Consider the following 15,956-nt stretch of genomic DNA (forward strand, 5'->3'; position numbering starts at 1 on the left):
ATTGTCCCGATCTATCGGGTTTTCCGCCTCCGGTTTTTCCCTCGTCGTAGGCTGGTGGCGTGCTCGACAAGACCCCGCTGCGCGTCGAGGTCGCCACTCCCGCCCCGGGCACCGTCAGGCTCTCACTGACCGGCGACCTCGCCTTCGACACTGCGGCAAAACTCTCCGGGCTGGCGTTCGAGCCCGGCTACCACCGTCTCGACCTGGACCTGGCCGGGATCTCCTTCATCGACTCCTCCGGCCTGGCCGCGCTCGTCCGGCTCCACCAGCAGGCCGAGTCGGAGGGCGCGGCACTGCGGCTGGTCGCGGTCAGCCCGCACCTGCGCCGGCTGCTCAAGGTGACCGCGCTCGACCAGTTGTTCAGGCTCCCTTGAGCGACTCCTCCTGCTCCTGCGCGGGCTCGGGCGCGCCGCCCCGCAGCGGGATCTCCTTGATGAACAGCGCCAGCAGCGGTACGACGACCGCGAACGGGATGGCCCACCAGAAGATGTTGGAGGTGGCCCCGGCCAGCGACTCCAGCACGCCGGCGCGCTGACCCGACCCCATGGCGGCCAGCGTCGCCGGGTCCAGCCGGCCCCCGCCGCCCGCCAGGCGCGCGGCCTCCTCCGCCCCGAGGCGCTCGGTCATCCCGGACAGCAGGTGGTTGTTGAAGATCGCGCCGAACACCGAGACGCCGAACGAGCCGCCGATGGAGCGGAAGAACGTCGAGGTGCTGGAGGCGACGCCGAGGTCGCGCTGCTCGACGCTGTTCTGGGCGATGAGCATCGTGGTCTGCATGAGGAAGCCCATGCCGACGCCGAGCACGCCGATGAACAGGCCGGTCTGCCACTCCGGGGTGCCCACTCCCATGAGCGAGAGCAGCCACATGCCGAGCGCCATGCCGGCGCCGCCGATGATCGGGTAGAGCTTGTACTTGCCGGTGACGGTGATGGCCTTGCCCACGAAGATCGAGACGACCATCGCGGCGCCCATCATCGGCAGCAGGAGCAGGCCGGAGTTGGTGGCCGAGGCGCCCTGGACGGTCTGCTGGTAGAGCGGCAGGAAGTTGATCGCGCCGAACATCGCGAAGCCCAGCAGGAAGCCGATGGCCGAGATCAGCGTGAAGTTGCGGTTGCGAAAGAGCTGCAGCGGCATGATCGGCTCGGCGGCGCGGCGCTCGATCGGGATGAACGCGGCCAGCGTCACGATGGCCAGCGCGCCCAGGCCGAGGATCTGCGGGGAGCTCCAGGCGTACTGGCTGCCGCCCCAGGCCGTGACGAGCACCATCGCGGTGATGCTGATCGACAGCAGGATCGCGCCCAGCCAGTCGATGCGCACCTGGTTGACGTGCTTGGGGAGCTTGAGCTTGACCGCGAGCCACGCGAGGGCGAGGCCGCCGACGGGCAGGTTCACGTAGAAGGCCCAGCGCCAGTCGAGGTGGTCGGTGATGAAGCCGCCGACCAGCGGGCCGGCGATCATCGCCAGCGACATGACGCCGGCGGTGATGCCCTGGTACTGGCCGCGCTCGCGGGGCGGGACGAGGTCGCCGATGATGGCCATGACGTTGACCATGAGGCCGCCGGCGCCCAGGCCCTGGATGGCGCGGAAGGCGATGAGCTCCATCATGCCGTCCTCGGGACCGCCGAGCAGCTCCGATCCGGCCATGCCGCACAGCACCGAACCGATCATGAAGATGACGATGGAGACCATGAAGATGGTCTTGCGTCCGTACAGGTCGCCGATCTTCCCCCAGATCGGGGTGGAGACGGTGGTGCCCAGCACGTATGCGGTGACGACCCAGGACAGATGGGTGACGCCGCCCAGCTCGCCGACGATGCGCGGCATCGCCGTACCCACGATCATGTTGTCGAGCATCGCCAGGACCATCGCGAGCATCAGGCCAGGGAGGACGACCATGACTTCGCGCCGTCTTTCCACGATTACACCCCCAGTTTTGGATCTTACTTACTTGCCGACCGGCAAGCTTAGACTAGACTACGTATCAATCCCTCGAAATAGGTGCACATTGCGGGAAGACACCCGATCGCGGATCCAGCAGATCGCCCTCAGGCTCTTCACCGAGCAGGGCTACGAGGCGACCTCCCTGCGGGAGATCGCCGAGGAGCTCGGCGTCACCAAGGCCGCGCTCTACTACCACTTCAAGACGAAGGACGACATCGTCGCGAGCCTCGCCGACGACCGTGTCGCCGAGATCGAGGAACTACTGGAGTGGCTGCGGGCGCAACCCCGCACGCCCGAGACCCGCCGCGAGCTCATCGTGCGCTACGCCGAGCGCCTCGACCGGCCGCGCCAGGCCGAGCTGGCCCGCTTCCTCGAACGCAACCAGACGGCCTTGCGCGACCACCCGAAGATCCTGCGGATGCGGGAGAAGATGCTGGAGGTGGTCGCCGAGCTCGTCGAGCCCGGCGACCCGCTGACCACCAGGATCAGGCGCACGCTGGCCATCTTCAGCCTGCACGCGGGCATGTGGCTGACCCAGGACGTGGACGCCGGTCCTGAGGAGCGCAGGAAGGCCACCCTGGAGGTCGCGATCAGCCTGCTGGAGCCTTAGGGACGCATAACCGGCGGGGTTTCGGGCATGGTGCGCCCATGGAGGCGACCATCGCGCTGAAGCTGCCCAGAGACGCCGCGAGCGTGCCGCTCATCCGCCAGATGTTCGACGGCACGCTCCGATCGCTCGGCGTCGTCCCCCAGATCAGGGACGACATCGAGCTCATGCTGAGCGAGGCCTGTACGAACGTCGTACGGCACGCCGCGCCGAGCGACGAGTACATGGTGACCGCCGGCGTCCACGACGACCTGTGTGTGATCAGGGTCGTGGACACCGGCGGCGGCTTCGACCCCCACCAGGTCCGCGAGCCCAAGGAGAGCGCGGAGAGCGGGCGGGGGCTGCTCATCATGCGCGCGCTGGCCGATGACGTGCGTTTCACCAACCGGCGTGAGAACGGCGCGGTCGTGTCGCTGGAGAAGCGGCTGCGTTTCGAGGCCGGCGCCGCGGGTCTGTCCCTCTGAGCGTTCAGCGGGGTCTGGCCAGCACGCCGAGCACGACGAGGGTGAGCGCCGAGATGAGCAGAACGGCCAGGAAACACAGCAGAAGGGTGATCGTCAGGGAGGCGGCCATGCCGAGCATCGTCAACATGGCACCATGCCCTGCCCGCTTTAGCGGGAGATATGCGTTTATGTGGTGTGCACCACACGGCTGGGGAGAAGGTCGAGGCGGCGCAGTATGACGCCCTCGCGCAGCGCCCACGGGCAGACCTCCAGGCGCTCCACCTCGAACAGGTCCATCGTGGCGTCGGCCACGATGGCGCCCGCGGCCAGCTGCATCGCCCGGCCCTCCGAGACGCCCGGCAGCTGACGGCGGGTGGCGGCGTCCATCGTGGTGAGCTTGACCGTCCAGTCGGCCAGCGCCTCCCTGGTCAGCGAGCGCGAGACGTACGGGCCGTCGCTGGAGGGGGCGCCGCCGGCCAGCCTGGCCAGCTGCTTGAACGTCTTGGAGGTGGCCACGGCGCGATCGGGCTGGCCGTAGCGGACGATGTCGCCGACCGTGCGGGCGATCTCGGCGCGTACGTGCCTGCGGAGCTTGCGCACCTCGGCGACGGGCGGCGGGTCGGCGGTGAACCAGTCGCGGGTCAGCCGCCCGGCGCCCAGCGGGAGCGAGACGGCCACGTCCGGCTCCTCGTCCACGCCCGCGGCCAGTTCCAGGGAGCCGCCGCCGATGTCGAAGGCGAGCAGCCGTCCCGACGACCAGCCGAACCAGCGGCGCACGGCCAGGAACGTGAGCCTCGCCTCGTCCTGGCCGGTGAGCGTCTGGATGTTGACGCCGCAGCGGGCGTCGATCTCGGCGAGCACCTGCTCGCCGTTGGCGGCGTCGCGGACGGCGGAGGTGGCGAAGGCCAGGAAGTCCTCCACGCCCTTGTCCTCGGCGATCTGGAGCGCTTCCTCGACGAAGGCGCCGAGCCGTTCGACGCCCCTGGAGGAGAGCGTGTTGCCCTTCTCCAGGTGCTCCGACAGGCGCAGCTCCTCCTTGTGGGAGTAGGCGGGGATGGGACGCGCGCCGCGGTGGGCGTCCACGACGAGGAGATGGACGGTATTGGAGCCGATGTCCAGAACGCCGAGTCGCATGGCAGGAACGCTACCGGTCCATCGGCCCTGCGGCGAAGCGGAGGGCGCGCTCGCGGGGATCGGATGATTCGCGGGCATACGCGGGGGCTACCCTGCCTAGGAAACCGGGACGGGCGAAGGGGTTCAGGTGGAGTCGTGCTGCGGGCCCGGCAGGGATGCCGAGGCGGGGCCGTACCAGATGGCGGGGCCGTACCAGACGGAGGTGACGCCCAGGCGGCAGGCGCCGCGCGGGATGGCGCGGGTGCCCGGCGGGCCGTTCCTGATGGGCGGCGACGACGCCGACGGGCGGCCGGGCGACGGCGAGGGGCCCGTGCGGGAGGTGCGGGTGGACGCCTTCCTCATCGATCCGGCGTGTGTGACCAACGCGCAGTTCGCGACGTTCGTGAAGGAGACCGGGTACGTCACCGAGGCGGAGGCCATCGGATGGTCCTTCGTGTTCCGGCCCTTCGCCACCGGCGGGATCATGGACGCCTCGGTGCCGCAGGCGCCCTGGTGGGCCGGTGTCGAGGGGGCCGGCTGGCGGACGCCGGAGGGCCCCGGGTCGACGGTGGGCGACCGGCAGAACCATCCGGTCGTGCACGTGTCGTGGAACGACGCCCACGCCTACGCCACCTGGGCCGGCAAGCGGCTGCCGACCGAGGCCGAATGGGAGAAGGCCGCACGCGGCGGACTGGAACGGGCGAAGTACCCGTGGGGGGACGAGCTCTCGCCCAAGGGACGCCGCCGGTGCAACATCTGGGAAGGGCCCTTTCCCGGCGCGCCCAGCAAAGGCACCGTGCCGGTGAAGTCCTTCCAGCCGAACGGTTACGGGCTCTACAACGTCTCCGGCAACGTCTGGGAGTGGACGGCCGACTGGTGGGGCACCTCATGGCGGGATTTCGCGGAAAATCCCACAGGTCCGGAGGCCGGCGACGCTAAGGTCATTCGCGGGGGTTCGTACATGTGCCACGACTCCTACTGCAACCGCTACCGGGTCGCCGCGCGCACCATGAACACGCCGGACTCCTCAACGGGGCACACCGGTTTCCGCTGTGCGGCAATACTCTGATCGCATGGCACGAACCCTGCGACTCCTGATCACCGGCGGCGGCACCGGCGGTCACACGTACCCGGCCCTCACCACCCTGGCCGCGGTGCAACGGCGGCGGTTGCCGCACGACGTGCTCTGGGTGGGCACCGCGAACGGCCTGGAGGCCAGGATCACCGCCGAGCACGGCATCCCGTTCAAGGCGATCACGACGGGCAAGCTGCGCCGCCGTCCCAACCTGCGCGAGCTGGGCACCAACATCGCCGACGTCTTCCGCATCCCCGTGGGCGTCGCGCAGGCGGTCGGGCACGCCGCCCGGTACCTGCCCGACGTGGTGCTGTCGACCGGCGGCTACGTCGCGGTGCCGATCGGGGTGGCGGCCAAGCTGATCCGCCGCCCGCTGGTCATGCACGAGCAGACGACCGTGGTGGGCCTGGCCAACCGCATCCTGTCCCGGCTCGCCACCCGCATCGCGCTGTCGCACGAGTCGTCGCTGGAGTACCTGCCCGCGTCCGCCCGTACCAAGGCGGTCGTGACCGGCAACCCGATCCGCCCCGAGCTGCTGCGCGGCGACCGGGCCGCCGCCTACGACCACTTCGGGCTCACCTTCGAGGTGCCGCTCATCTACGTGACCGGCGGCGCCCAGGGCAGCAAGCAGATCAACACGCTGATCTCCGAGAGCCTGCCGGTGCTGCTGCGGCACGCGCAGATCGTGCACCAGTGCGGCCCCGCGTGGATCGAGCACATGCGGGCCGTGCCGCTGCCTCCCGGGCTGGCCGACCGCTACCACCCCGTGCCCTACGTGGGCGCGGAGCTGCCCGACCTGTTCGCCGCCGCCGACGTGGTGGTGGCGCGCAGCGGCGCGGGGACGGTCTCGGAGCTGACCGCCGTGGGCAAGCCGTCGGTGCTGGTCCCGCTCATCCCGACCGGCGGCGACGAGCAGCGCAAGAACGCCTCCTACCTGGCCTCGTCCGGGGCGGCGCGGGCGCTGCTGGAGCCGCGGCCGACGGCCGAGATGCTGCTGGCGGAGCTGATGCCGATGCTGGCCGACCCGGCGCTGCGGGCGGCGATGGCGGAGGCGGCACGCAAGCTCGGCCGCGTGGACGCCGCCGACGCGCTGGCCGACGTGCTGCTGGAGGCCGCCGCGAGCTCCGGCAGGGGCTGAGCCCTCAGCCGCCGGGCCAGGTGTCGCCCGGCCGGGTGTCCCTCTCGCGAGGATCGCCCGGCCAGGTGCCCTCGTGCAGGGTGTCGTGGAGGGTGTCGTCGCGCGAGGTGCCGTCGTGCAGGGCGTCGTCGTGGAGGGTGTCGTCGTCGGCGGGGGCGAGGCTGTTGCGGTCCTTGGGGTCGAGGTGGCGGAAGGCCTCGTGGGCGGAGCGGACGCTCCGCCTCAGCGCCTGCTCCAGCAGGTCCGCGTCGCCCGCCAGCCGATCGAGCTCCGGTACGGCGAAGCCGTCCGCCCCCGACTCGGCCACCAGTTCCTCGTACTGGGGCAGCCGCCCCCGCAGTTCCTCGATCTGGCGGTGGGCGTGGAAGGCCCGCTCGGCCTCGGCCACGTGGGTGGCGTAGCGTTCCAGCGCCTCCACCCGGGCCACGACGGCCGCCTCGCTATTGTCGAGCGCCCTGGCCAGCGGCGCGGCGACCGCCTCCACCTCGGGCGTGAAACCGGAGGAGACCGTCCTGTGGTGGTGGGCGCGTAAGGAGGAGAGCTTGGCCAGCAGGCGGGCGATCTCCCATTCCTCGGCCGGCAGCATGACCGCGTTGCGCACGTCGTCGAGCAGGCCCTCGTCGTTGACCCGCGAGCCGAGCACGGCCTGGACCGCCCGGCCGGCCCTGCCCAGCAGCCGCTGGGAGGACTCGTCGAGGTCGCCGAGGAGGATGAAGCGGCCTTCGTACCAGCGGGCCTGCTCGAAGACCTCCCGCAGGGTGGCCTCGCGATCGTCTTCGGCGGGGTCGATGTCGCGCCGGAGGATCCCGGCCATGAAGATGATCACGGTGACGACGCCGAGCAGGAACCCGAAGCCGTCGAAGCCGGAGTTGATGACGGTGATGACCAGCAGGAGGGCGAGGGCCGCCGACAGGCCGAGCTGCAGCTTCTGCTTGTGGGCCGGGCTCGCGCCGGAACGGGGCGGTGGCACCCATCCGCGGCGGATCCTGGCCAGCAGGGGCCCGTGGCGCCGTAACAGATGAGCGTCATGGTCCGGCACGTCGGGATCTACGATGACATCGGCCATCGGCCTATCTTTCCAGATGCCGGAACGCCTCGTGTGCCGAGCTGACGCTGTCGCGCAGGGCCTGCTCCAGGCGGCCGGCGTCGTCGGCGAGTTCGGTCAGCTCGGGCACCGCCTGCCCGTCGGCGCCGGACTCGGCCAGCAGTTCCTCGTAGCGGGGCAGCTTGGCGGTCAGCCGTTCGATCTGGCTGCGGGCACGGTAGGCGCGCTCGGCGTCGCGCACGTGACCGGCGTAGCGTTCCAGCGCCTCGACGCGTTCGGTCACCGCCCGCTCGCTGCCCTCCAGCACCCTGGCCAGCGGCTCGGAGACCGCCAGCACCTCCGGGGTGACACCCTCGGACATGACCTCGCGGTGCTCGGCACGCAGGCCCGACAGCTTGGCCAGCAGGCGGGCGATCTCCCACTCCTGCGCGGGCAGCATGATCGCGTTACGCGCGCCGTCCAGCAGCCCCTCGGCGTTGACCCGCGACTCGGTGACGGCGTCGATCGCGCAGTGCGCGCGCAGCATGAGCGCCCTGGCGGCCTCGTCGAGGTCCTCGCGCAGCACGAACCGGCCCTGGTACTGCTGCGCGCACTCGTAGACGTCGAGCTCGGCGTCGAGCTGCTTTTCCACCTCGGCGTCAGGGTTGGGCTTGAGCAGGGAGGCCAGGATGAGAAAGGAGACGCCGGTCATGATGAACGCGAACGTGGTGTAGTGGGCGGCGCGGAAGAAGGCCAGCGCGGCCACGGTCGCCGAAGACGCCATCGCGATCAGAATGATCTTGTAGGTGATGCGCGCCGCCACGCTGCGCCGTTTGTGCGGCGGCGCCCAGCCGCCACGCATGCGGACGAGAAGCTTGCGGTGCTGCCGTAACAGCTCCGCCGCCTGGTCGGGAACGGTTGGATCGACAACCACTTTCGCCTGACGCCCGGACACGCAAATGATCCTATGTAACGTTCTGTCCTAATGTCAGCCTTCGAGATGGCGAAACGCCTCGTGTGCGGACGTCACGCTCCGCCGTAAGGCCCGTTCGAGGTGGCCGGCGTCCTCGGCGAGCCGTTCTATCTCGGGTACGGCCAGCGCGTCCGCCCCCGACTCGGCCAGCAGTTCCTCGTAGCGGGGCAGCCTGGCCCTGAGCTCCTCGATCTGGCCGCGGGCATGGTAGGCGGCCTCGGCCTCGGCCACGTGGCCCGCGTACCCCTCCAGGGCCTCGACGCGCGCCAGCACGGCGGCCTCGCTGGAGTCGAGGGCACGTTCCAGCGGCGCGACCATCTCGGCCACCTCCGGCGCGACCCCCCGTCCGAGCAGCGCCCGGTGCTCGGTGCGCAGCGCCGAGAGCTTGGCCAGCAGGCGGGCGATCTCCCACTCCTGGGCGGGCAGCATGACGGCGTTGCGGATGTCGTCGAGCAGGCCCTCGGCGTTGACGTGGGAACGCAGGACGGTGCCGATGGCCTCCTGCGCGCGGGCCAGGATCGCCCGCGCCTCGGTGTCGAAGTCCTCGGGCAGCAGGTAGCGGCCCTCGTTCCAGCGGGCCTGCTCGAAGACGATCCGCTCGTGGACCCTGCCGTCCGGCGGGGTCTCGTTGATGGCGGCCATCCTGACCAGGACCAGCACCACGAACGCGCCCAGCACCACGAAGCCCGCCGGGGCCACGCGTGAGTCGAGCAGCACGGCCACCAGCGCGATCATGGGCGGCGTGGCCAGCAGCAGGAGCAGGCTCGACGGGTTTCTGCGGGGGCGGTCCCTCGCCACGGGCTCGGGCCGCCAGCCTAAGCGGATCCGGGCCAGCAGGTGAGCGTTCGCACGGAGGAGTCCGGCCGTCTCGGCGGAGACCGCTGGGTCGATGACCACACTCACAGGCTGTACCGGCAACTGGCGCCCCCAAATGCTGGTTCTGCCCGGATACTACGGCGATTTTCCGCCCTTTGGCAGGGAGCGGCGCAGGCCGTTCAGCGCCGGCGCGGCCGCGACACCGGCCGGCGGAAGGGCGGGGAGCACGTAGCGGTGGTCGAAGTCGAGCACGGCGACCGGTGCCACCAGCAGGAAGACGGCCGCCGCCCACGGCAGCAGCGCGTCACCGGCGGAGCGGGCGGCGGTCTCGGCCCGCGCGCCGTCCACGACCGCGTGGCGGCGCCGCGGCCAGAGCGAGGACGGCCGGGAACAGCCGGTGTGTCGAAGTCGGGGTGGTCACGGGCGGGTGGCCCACCGCCCCGGAGGTGGCCTCGGCGTCACGCGATCTGGTTACGCCGGGGTTATGTGACAATCACCAGACTTACGGGAGTTTAAGATCGTTTGGGGGAAGAGTGCGAGTGCTGATCGCCGAGGACGAGCGCATGCTCGCCGACTCGATCGCGGAGGGGCTGCGCGCCGAGGCGCTGGCCGTGGACGTCGCCTACGACGGGGAGTCGGCGCTGGAGCGCCTGTCGGTGAACGCCTACGACGTGCTCGTCCTGGACCGCGACCTGCCGCTCGTGCACGGGGACGAGGTGTGCAAGCGGGTCGTCGCCGACGGGGCGCTGGTGCGCGTCCTCATGCTGACGGCCTCCGGCGACATCAGGGCGCGGGTGGCGGGGTTGTCGCTGGGGGCCGACGACTACCTGCCGAAGCCGTTCGCGTTCGAGGAACTGGTGGCGAGGGTGCACGCCCTCGGCCGCAGGGCCCGTCCCGCCGACCCGCCCATGCTGGACCGCGCGGGCGTGCGGCTCGACTGGGCGCACCGCCAGGTCTTCCGCGACGGACGGTACGTGCCGCTGGCGCGCAAGGAGTTCGGCGTGCTGGCCGAGTTGCTCCGGGCCAAGGGCGCCGTCGTGTCGGCCGAGGACCTGCTGGAGAAGGTGTGGGACGAGCACATCGACCCGTTCACCAACACCGTGCGGACCACGATGATGAAGCTGCGCAAGAAACTCGGCGAGCCGCAGGTCATCGAGACCGTGCCGGGAGCGGGGTACCGCATCCCATGACCGTGCGCCTGCGCATCTCCATCGCCTGCGCGGCGGTGTTCCTCGTGCTGGGCACCGCCGTGCTGGCCGCCGTCTACTTCGTCGTGCAGCACAGCCTCACCTACCGCACCGGCCTCATGACGCCGGCCCGCATCTCGGTCAGCGTGACCGACGAGTACGGCTCCGGCACCTTCGAACGTTTCTCCGCCCCCTACGAGATCGCCCGCGCGCGGGCCATGCAGGTCCAGACCATCTACCGGCGCGACACGCTCGCCAACGTCCGCCTGATCGGCCTGGCCTCCGTGGCGGCGGGGACCGGCCTGGCGTTCCTGGGCGGCTGGCGCGCCGCCTCCTGGGCGATGCGCCCGGTGAAGTCGGTGACCGAGAACGCCCGCCGCGTCGCCCAGAGCCACGACTTCACCGAGCGCATCGGCTACGAGGGCCCGCGCGACGAGGTCGCCGAACTGGCCGGGACCTTCGACACCATGCTCGTCCGGCTGGCCCGCTCCTTCGACGGCCAGCGGCGCTTCGTCGCCAACGCCTCCCACGAGCTGCGCACCCCGCTGACCATCAACAGGACCCTCGTCGACGTGGCCGTGCGCCGTCCCGACGCCACCGAGGACGTCAAGCGGCTCGGCGAGTCGCTGCTGCTGGTCAACACCCGGCACGAGCGGCTCATCGACGGGCTGCTCGCGCTGGCCGAGGGCGAGCGGGCACTGCTGGACCGGCGGCCGTTCGACCTGATGGACGTGGCGGAGCACGTGCTCGACCAGGTGGCCGTCGAGGCCGCCAAGGCCGAGGTGAGCATCCAGCGGCTGCTGGACACGGCGCCGACCAGTGGCGAGGCGGTGCTGGTCGAGCGGCTCGTGCAGAACCTCGTCGAGAACGCGGTCCGCCACAACCATCCGCAGGGCGAGGTGTGGGTGACGACGCGGGGCCGGGCCGAGCAGGTGGAGCTGGTCGTGGCCAACACCGGGCTGCCGGTGCCGCCGTACGAGCTGGAGTCCATCTTCGAGCCGTTCCGGCGGCTGCACGGGGACCGGCTGCGCTCCGATCGGGGCAGCGGGCTGGGGCTGTCGATCGTGCGCGTGATCGCGGAGGCCCACGGGGGGACCGTCACCGCGCGGCCCCGGGAAGAGGGCGGGCTGACGATCACCGTCGAACTGCCGCTGGACAACGCCTCCGGGTGACACCCGGTTTTCGGACGGCCGATACCCTGGCGGGATATTGGGCGATCTTTCGGGAGATGCGGTGGAACTGCGGGGCAAGATCGTACTGGTGACGGGCGCGTCGTCGGGCATCGGGGCGGAGACGGCCAGGGAGTTCGCCCGCGCCGGGGCCAGACTGGTCCTGACGTCCAGGAACGAGGTCAGGCTCCACGCGCTGGCCACGGAGCTGGGCAAGTCACACGTCTTCCCGGCGGACCTGGGCGATCCGGCGGCCGTCACCGCCATGGCCGAGCACGTGAAGGCCACGGTCGGCGTACCCGACGTCATCGTGAACAACGCGGGCGCGGGGCGGTGGCTGTTCGCCGACGAGACCTCGCCGGAGCAGTTCAGGGAACTGGCCGCGGTGCCGTTCCTCGCCGCCGGCTACGTGAGCGCCGCCTTCGCCCATGACATGGTACGGCGGGGCAGCGGCCGCATCGTCGTCGTCAACTCCCCCGCCTCCCGCATCGCCTGGCCCGGCGCGTTCGGCTACACCGCGGCCCGGTGGGGACTGCGCGGCCTGGTCGCCGCCCTCCGCGCCGACCTGCACGGCACCGGGGTGGGGGTGACCGAAATCATCCCCGGCAAGGTCTCCAGCGACTACTTCGCCAACAACCCCGGCTCGGAGGAGCGCATCCCGGGCATCGCCGGCATCATCCCGACCGTCACTCCCGAGCAGGTGGCGCGCGCCCTGGTCAACGCGGTGCGCCGGGGGCGGGGCCGTACGTCGCTGCCGGTGATGATGCGCCTCATGCTGGGGGCCGCCTGGGCCTCCCCCAGCCTGACCCGCCTGCTGGCGACCAGGACCGGGGCGCGCCGTTAGGAGCTTTTCCGCTGGTTCTCGCGCCCGGATCGCCGCTCCTGCCTGACGGCGGCTTCCGGGGTGGGCCGGCGGCCGGTTCTGGAGCGGGTGACGGCGACGCCGGCCAGGCACAGGAGGCCACCGGCGAACGTCAGCCAGCCCGGCACCTCACCCAGCGCCACCCACGCCATGGCCACGACCAGAGCCGGGACCGCGTACGTGGTGGCGCCCATCTTGCCCGCCGTCGTCCTGGCGAGGGCGTAGGCCCAGGTGGTGAAGGCGACGGCGGTCGGGAAGACGCCCAGGTACACCAGGTTGAGTGTGGCCGACAGCGGGGCCCGTGCCGCCTCGGTGACCAGTTGCCCGGCGAAGGGCAGGCAGGCGATCGTGCCGACGAGGCACCCGTAGGTCGTCACCTGGAGCGCCGAGGCGTACTTCAGCGCCGGTTTCTGCGCCATGATCGCCACCGCCCACGACACCGCGGCCAGCACGCACAGCCCGACCCCCAGCACCGACGACGCCCCGCCCTCCGACATCGACACCCCGACCACGACCGCGCCGGCGAACGACACCGCCAGGCCCGCCAGCAGCCGCCCCGGGAAGCCCTCCTTGAGCACCCACCCGCCGAGCAACGCCATCAGCACCGGCCCGATCCCCAGCACCATGGCCGCGGTACCGGCGTCGACCTGCTGCTCACCCCAGTTCAGGGCCACCATGTACACCCCGAACCACAACACCCCCGACACCACGATCCCGGGCCAGGCCGCCCGCGGGGGCAGCCCTTCGCGGCGCACCAGCAGGATCACGCCGAGCGCGAGCGAACCGGCCAGCAGCCGTCCCAGGGCGAGCGCGCCGGGCGAATAATCCTGTACGGCGGCGCGAATCGCCACGAACGCCGACGCCCACAACACCACGGTCACCCCGACCGCCGCCAGCGCCCACCGGTCGGTCCTCACCTCAACACTGTGCTCCATACCCCCGACCCTAGAGCCACGACATTTAACCCTTCATCAAACTATCCCCACCCACCCCTGCACCCCCGACGCCGTACGCCCCAGGCACGCGGGTCGCGGGCCGGGCAGGGGTCACAGGGCGTCGGTGATCTCCTGGAGGGCGGCGGGGTCCTCGATGGTGGAGGGGGTGCGGTACGGGCGGCCGGCGGCGATGTCACGCATGGTCGCCCTGAGGATCTTGCCCGAGCGGGTCTTCGGCAGGCGGGTGACCACCAGGGCGCGGCGGAAGGCGGCGACGGGGCCGATGCGGTCGCGGATCATGGTGACGAGCTCGCGTTCGAGATCGGCGGGGTCGCGGTCGGCACCGGCCTTCAGGACGACGAACCCCAGGGGCGCCTGGCCCTTCAACGGGTCGTCGACGCCGATCACGGCGCATTCGGCCACGTCGGGGTGGGCCGCGATGACCTCTTCCATGGCCCCGGTGGACAGGCGGTGCCCGGCCACGTTGATGACGTCGTCGATGCGGCCCATGACGTACAGGTAGCCGTCGGCGTCGATGTAGCCGCCGTCGCCGGTCAGGTAGTGGCCGGGATAGCGGGTCAGGTACGACTCGGTGAAGCGCCGGTCGTCCTTGTACAGGGTCGGCAGGCAGCCGGGCGGCAACGGCAGGCGGATCGCGACGGCGCCTTCGGTGCCGGGCGGGCAGTCGGCGCCGGCGGAGTCCAGGATGCGCACGTCGTATCCGGGTACCGGCTTGGTGGGCGAGCCGGGCTTGAGAGGGAGTTGCTCGATGCCGACGCAGTTGGCGGCGATGGGCCACCCGGTCTCGGTCTGCCACCAGTGGTCGATGACGGGGATGCCGAGCAGGCCGGTGGCCCAGTGGTAGGTGTCGGGGTCGAGGCGTTCCCCGGCCAGGAAGAGATGCCGCAGGCCGGACAGATCGGTTTTGGCGGCCCACTCCCCGGCCGGGTCCTCCTTCTTGATGGCCCGGATCGCCGTCGGGGCCGTGAACAGCACGCGCACCCCATGCTCGGCCACCACCCGCCAGAACGCCCCGGGATCCGGGGTCCCGACCGGTTTGCCCTCGTAGAGGATGGTCGTGCAGCCGGCCAGCAGCGGCGCGTACACGATGTAGGAGTGCCCGACCACCCACCCCACGTCGGAGGCCGCCCAGAAGACCTCGCCCGGCGCGACGCCGTAGACGGCGCTCATGCTCCAGTGCAGCGCGACCGCGTGCCCGCCGTTGTCGCGCACGACGCCCTTGGGGACGCCGGTGGTGCCCGAGGTGTAGAGAACGTAGAGCGGATCGGTGGCCCGCACGCTGACACAACCGGTGGGCACCGCCGTGCCGAGCGCCTCGGCCCAGTCGAGGTCGCGCCCCGGTTCCAGCTCCGCGCGGCACTGCGGGCGCTGCAGGATCACGCAGTGACCGGGCCGGTGCCCGGCCTGCCGGAGTGCGGCATCGAGCAGCGGCTTGTACTCCACCAGGCGAGACGGCTCGATCCCGCACGAGGCCGACATCACCACCTTGGGCCGCGCATGGTCGATCCGCACCGCCAGCTCCGGCGCCGCGAATCCGCCGAACACCACCGAGTGCACCGCCCCCAGCCGGGCGCAGGCCAGCATGGCGACGACGGCCTCGGGCACCATGGGCATGTAGATCACCACGGTGTCCCCGCGTCCGACACCGAGCCCGGCCAGCATCCCCGCCGTCCGCGCCACCTCGTCCAGCAGCTCACGATAGGTATAGGTCCGCTTGCCCCCGGTGACCGGACTGTCATGAATGAGCGCCGCCTGCTCCCCGCGTCCGGCGGCGACGTGCCGGTCAAGCGCGTTGTGGCACGTGTTCAGCCACCCATCGCCATACCACCGCCCATCGGCCCGGACCTGCGCGGGCTCCACGTCCCACTCGATCCCCCGCGCCGCCTCGGCCCAGAACCGCTCGGGCCGCTCAATGCTCTGCCGATACACCTCATCGAAACCCACCCCCCGATCCCACCAGCCCCGCCACCACCCGATCAACCCCCCGGCCGCCGTTTCGCGCTCCCACAGGCCCTCGATCCTTGACGGCTCCGCCACCCCACCCACCGCCCGCCGACCCCGGCCGCCCTCCACGGCCTCCACGCCCCTCGGGCGCGCGCACAAGGCACCGCAACGGCCGTCCCGTGGGCCCCCCAAGTGGTGGGAAGCCGGCGGACCGGCCCGAGGCCCGCTGTCCGGATCGCCGATCGGCCCCAACCACCCCGGCCGGACCCGGGGCAGCCAGATGGACGGGACCTCGCGGGACGTGGTGACCCGCCTCTCCTGACACCGCCAAAGCCCGGGGACGCCGATCACCTCTGGCGGTCTGGGAAGTGGATCGGCACCGCGGATATGGGGAGGACATGGCGGTGTTCGTCCGGGTAGCGTGTGGCGCCTGGGCGGCTCAGGGTGTGCTTCCTTCTCATCACTTCACATGAACAGCGTGCCCGCTCTCCGCCCCGGGAGACCGTGCCCGGCACGGCCTCCCGCACGTGTCTTCAGGGGAGGTAAGGGGTGCACGCAATCGCCGAGGTGCTGCTGCGCGCGCGGCGGCTGGGCGCCCTCGCGCCCATGCTGGCCGACCCGCGCGCGGCGCCGCCGGTGGGCAAGCTGCTCAAGGGGATGCAGCGGGGTCGTGCTAGGCGCTGGGCGAGGCGTTCGAGGAGCGGGTGA

General features: G+C 71.3%; 18 protein-coding genes. 9 read left to right on the forward strand and 9 right to left on the reverse strand.

Translation table 11 applies throughout. The annotated features are described in order from the left end of the window. The first annotated feature begins 59 nt into the window (after window positions 1-59). Window positions 60-374 carry an STAS domain-containing protein gene (locus ACIBKY_RS09440; RefSeq protein WP_397095826.1) on the forward strand — a complete coding sequence of 105 codons (315 nt, stop codon included), beginning with the start codon at window positions 60-62 and terminating at the stop codon, window positions 372-374. Here ACIBKY_RS09440 and ACIBKY_RS09445 read toward each other — a convergent pair. Beyond that, window positions 361-1,917, reverse strand: a complete 1,557-nt coding sequence (locus ACIBKY_RS09445; RefSeq protein ID WP_397095828.1) for an MDR family MFS transporter — start codon at window positions 1,915-1,917, stop codon at window positions 361-363. The genes ACIBKY_RS09440 and ACIBKY_RS09445 overlap by 14 nt on opposite strands. An 88-nt stretch (window positions 1,918-2,005) precedes the next feature. On the opposite strand from ACIBKY_RS09445, the gene ACIBKY_RS09450 reads away from it, so the two are divergent. Both ACIBKY_RS09450 and ACIBKY_RS09455 read left to right on the forward strand, forming a co-directional pair. Beyond that, a complete protein-coding gene (locus tag ACIBKY_RS09450) occupies window positions 2,006-2,551 on the forward strand; it encodes a TetR/AcrR family transcriptional regulator (RefSeq protein ID WP_397095829.1) in 546 nt (181 codons plus the stop codon). A gap of 38 nt (window positions 2,552-2,589) precedes the next feature. Next, window positions 2,590-3,012, forward strand: a complete 423-nt coding sequence (locus ACIBKY_RS09455; RefSeq protein ID WP_397095831.1) for an ATP-binding protein — start codon at window positions 2,590-2,592, stop codon at window positions 3,010-3,012. Between the two features lie 4 nt (window positions 3,013-3,016). Here the strand turns inward: ACIBKY_RS09455 and ACIBKY_RS09460 are convergent, their stop codons facing one another. Both ACIBKY_RS09460 and ACIBKY_RS09465 read right to left on the reverse strand, forming a co-directional pair. Then, entirely contained in the window at window positions 3,017-3,139 is a 123-nt protein-coding gene (locus ACIBKY_RS09460) for a hypothetical protein (RefSeq protein WP_379623248.1), read from the reverse strand. Window positions 3,140-3,177: 38 nt separating this feature from the next. Beyond that, a complete protein-coding gene (locus tag ACIBKY_RS09465; protein ID WP_397095832.1) occupies window positions 3,178-4,125 on the reverse strand; it encodes a Ppx/GppA family phosphatase in 948 nt (315 codons plus the stop codon). 232 nt (window positions 4,126-4,357) lie between these two features. Between ACIBKY_RS09465 and ACIBKY_RS09470 the strand changes: the two genes are divergently transcribed. Next, window positions 4,358-5,173 carry a formylglycine-generating enzyme family protein gene (locus tag ACIBKY_RS09470; protein ID WP_397096864.1) on the forward strand — a complete coding sequence of 272 codons (816 nt, stop codon included), beginning with the start codon at window positions 4,358-4,360 and terminating at the stop codon, window positions 5,171-5,173. A 4-nt stretch (window positions 5,174-5,177) separates the two neighbouring features. Next, the gene (locus tag ACIBKY_RS09475; RefSeq protein ID WP_397095834.1) at window positions 5,178-6,317 is read left to right on the forward strand and encodes a UDP-N-acetylglucosamine--N-acetylmuramyl-(pentapeptide) pyrophosphoryl-undecaprenol N-acetylglucosamine transferase; all 1,140 of its coding nucleotides are present in this window, start codon (window positions 5,178-5,180) and stop codon (window positions 6,315-6,317) included. Window positions 6,318-6,321: 4 nt separating this feature from the next. Here ACIBKY_RS09475 and ACIBKY_RS09480 read toward each other — a convergent pair whose 3' ends face one another. The 4 genes from ACIBKY_RS09480 to ACIBKY_RS09495 are packed head-to-tail and all read right to left on the reverse strand — an operon-like array spanning window position 6,322 to window position 9,478. Continuing rightward, window positions 6,322-7,383 (reverse strand): hypothetical protein, encoded by a 1,062-nt coding sequence (locus ACIBKY_RS09480; protein WP_397095835.1) that lies wholly within the window; start codon window positions 7,381-7,383, stop codon window positions 6,322-6,324. A 4-nt stretch (window positions 7,384-7,387) separates the two neighbouring features. Further along, on the reverse strand, window positions 7,388-8,296 hold the full coding sequence (locus ACIBKY_RS09485; RefSeq protein WP_397095837.1) for a hypothetical protein: 909 nt from the start codon (window positions 8,294-8,296) through the stop codon (window positions 7,388-7,390). Window positions 8,297-8,329: 33 nt separating this feature from the next. Beyond that, complete coding sequence (locus tag ACIBKY_RS09490; protein ID WP_397095838.1) at window positions 8,330-9,211, reverse strand: hypothetical protein; 882 nt, start codon at window positions 9,209-9,211, stop codon at window positions 8,330-8,332. Window positions 9,212-9,265: 54 nt separating this feature from the next. After that, window positions 9,266-9,478, reverse strand: a complete 213-nt coding sequence (locus ACIBKY_RS09495; RefSeq protein ID WP_397095840.1) for a hypothetical protein — start codon at window positions 9,476-9,478, stop codon at window positions 9,266-9,268. A 185-nt stretch (window positions 9,479-9,663) separates the two neighbouring features. Between ACIBKY_RS09495 and ACIBKY_RS09500 the strand changes: the two genes are divergently transcribed. From ACIBKY_RS09500 to ACIBKY_RS09510, 3 genes are all read left to right on the forward strand, one after another. Beyond that, the gene (locus ACIBKY_RS09500; protein WP_397095842.1) at window positions 9,664-10,320 is read left to right on the forward strand and encodes a response regulator transcription factor; all 657 of its coding nucleotides are present in this window, start codon (window positions 9,664-9,666) and stop codon (window positions 10,318-10,320) included. Further along, window positions 10,317-11,489: a sensor histidine kinase gene (locus ACIBKY_RS09505; RefSeq protein WP_397095844.1), complete on the forward strand. Its 1,173-nt coding sequence runs from the start codon at window positions 10,317-10,319 to the stop codon at window positions 11,487-11,489. The genes ACIBKY_RS09500 and ACIBKY_RS09505 overlap by 4 nt, the downstream gene beginning before the upstream one ends. 61 nt (window positions 11,490-11,550) lie before the next feature. After that, the gene (locus ACIBKY_RS09510; RefSeq protein ID WP_397095846.1) at window positions 11,551-12,330 is read left to right on the forward strand and encodes an SDR family NAD(P)-dependent oxidoreductase; all 780 of its coding nucleotides are present in this window, start codon (window positions 11,551-11,553) and stop codon (window positions 12,328-12,330) included. Here the strand turns inward: ACIBKY_RS09510 and ACIBKY_RS09515 are convergent. After that, on the reverse strand, window positions 12,327-13,283 hold the full coding sequence (locus ACIBKY_RS09515; RefSeq protein WP_397095847.1) for a DMT family transporter: 957 nt from the start codon (window positions 13,281-13,283) through the stop codon (window positions 12,327-12,329). The genes ACIBKY_RS09510 and ACIBKY_RS09515 overlap by 4 nt on opposite strands. Window positions 13,284-13,394: 111 nt before the next feature. After that, window positions 13,395-15,248: a propionyl-CoA synthetase gene (locus ACIBKY_RS09520; protein ID WP_397095849.1), complete on the reverse strand. Its 1,854-nt coding sequence runs from the start codon at window positions 15,246-15,248 to the stop codon at window positions 13,395-13,397. Window positions 15,249-15,797: 549 nt separating this feature from the next. On the opposite strand from ACIBKY_RS09520, the gene ACIBKY_RS09525 reads away from it, so the two are divergent. Then, entirely contained in the window at window positions 15,798-15,956 is a 159-nt protein-coding gene (locus tag ACIBKY_RS09525) for a hypothetical protein (protein WP_397095850.1), read from the forward strand.

It is taken from the genome of Nonomuraea sp. NPDC050394, from assembly GCF_044459065.1.
Classification (GTDB): domain Bacteria; phylum Actinomycetota; class Actinomycetes; order Streptosporangiales; family Streptosporangiaceae; genus Nonomuraea.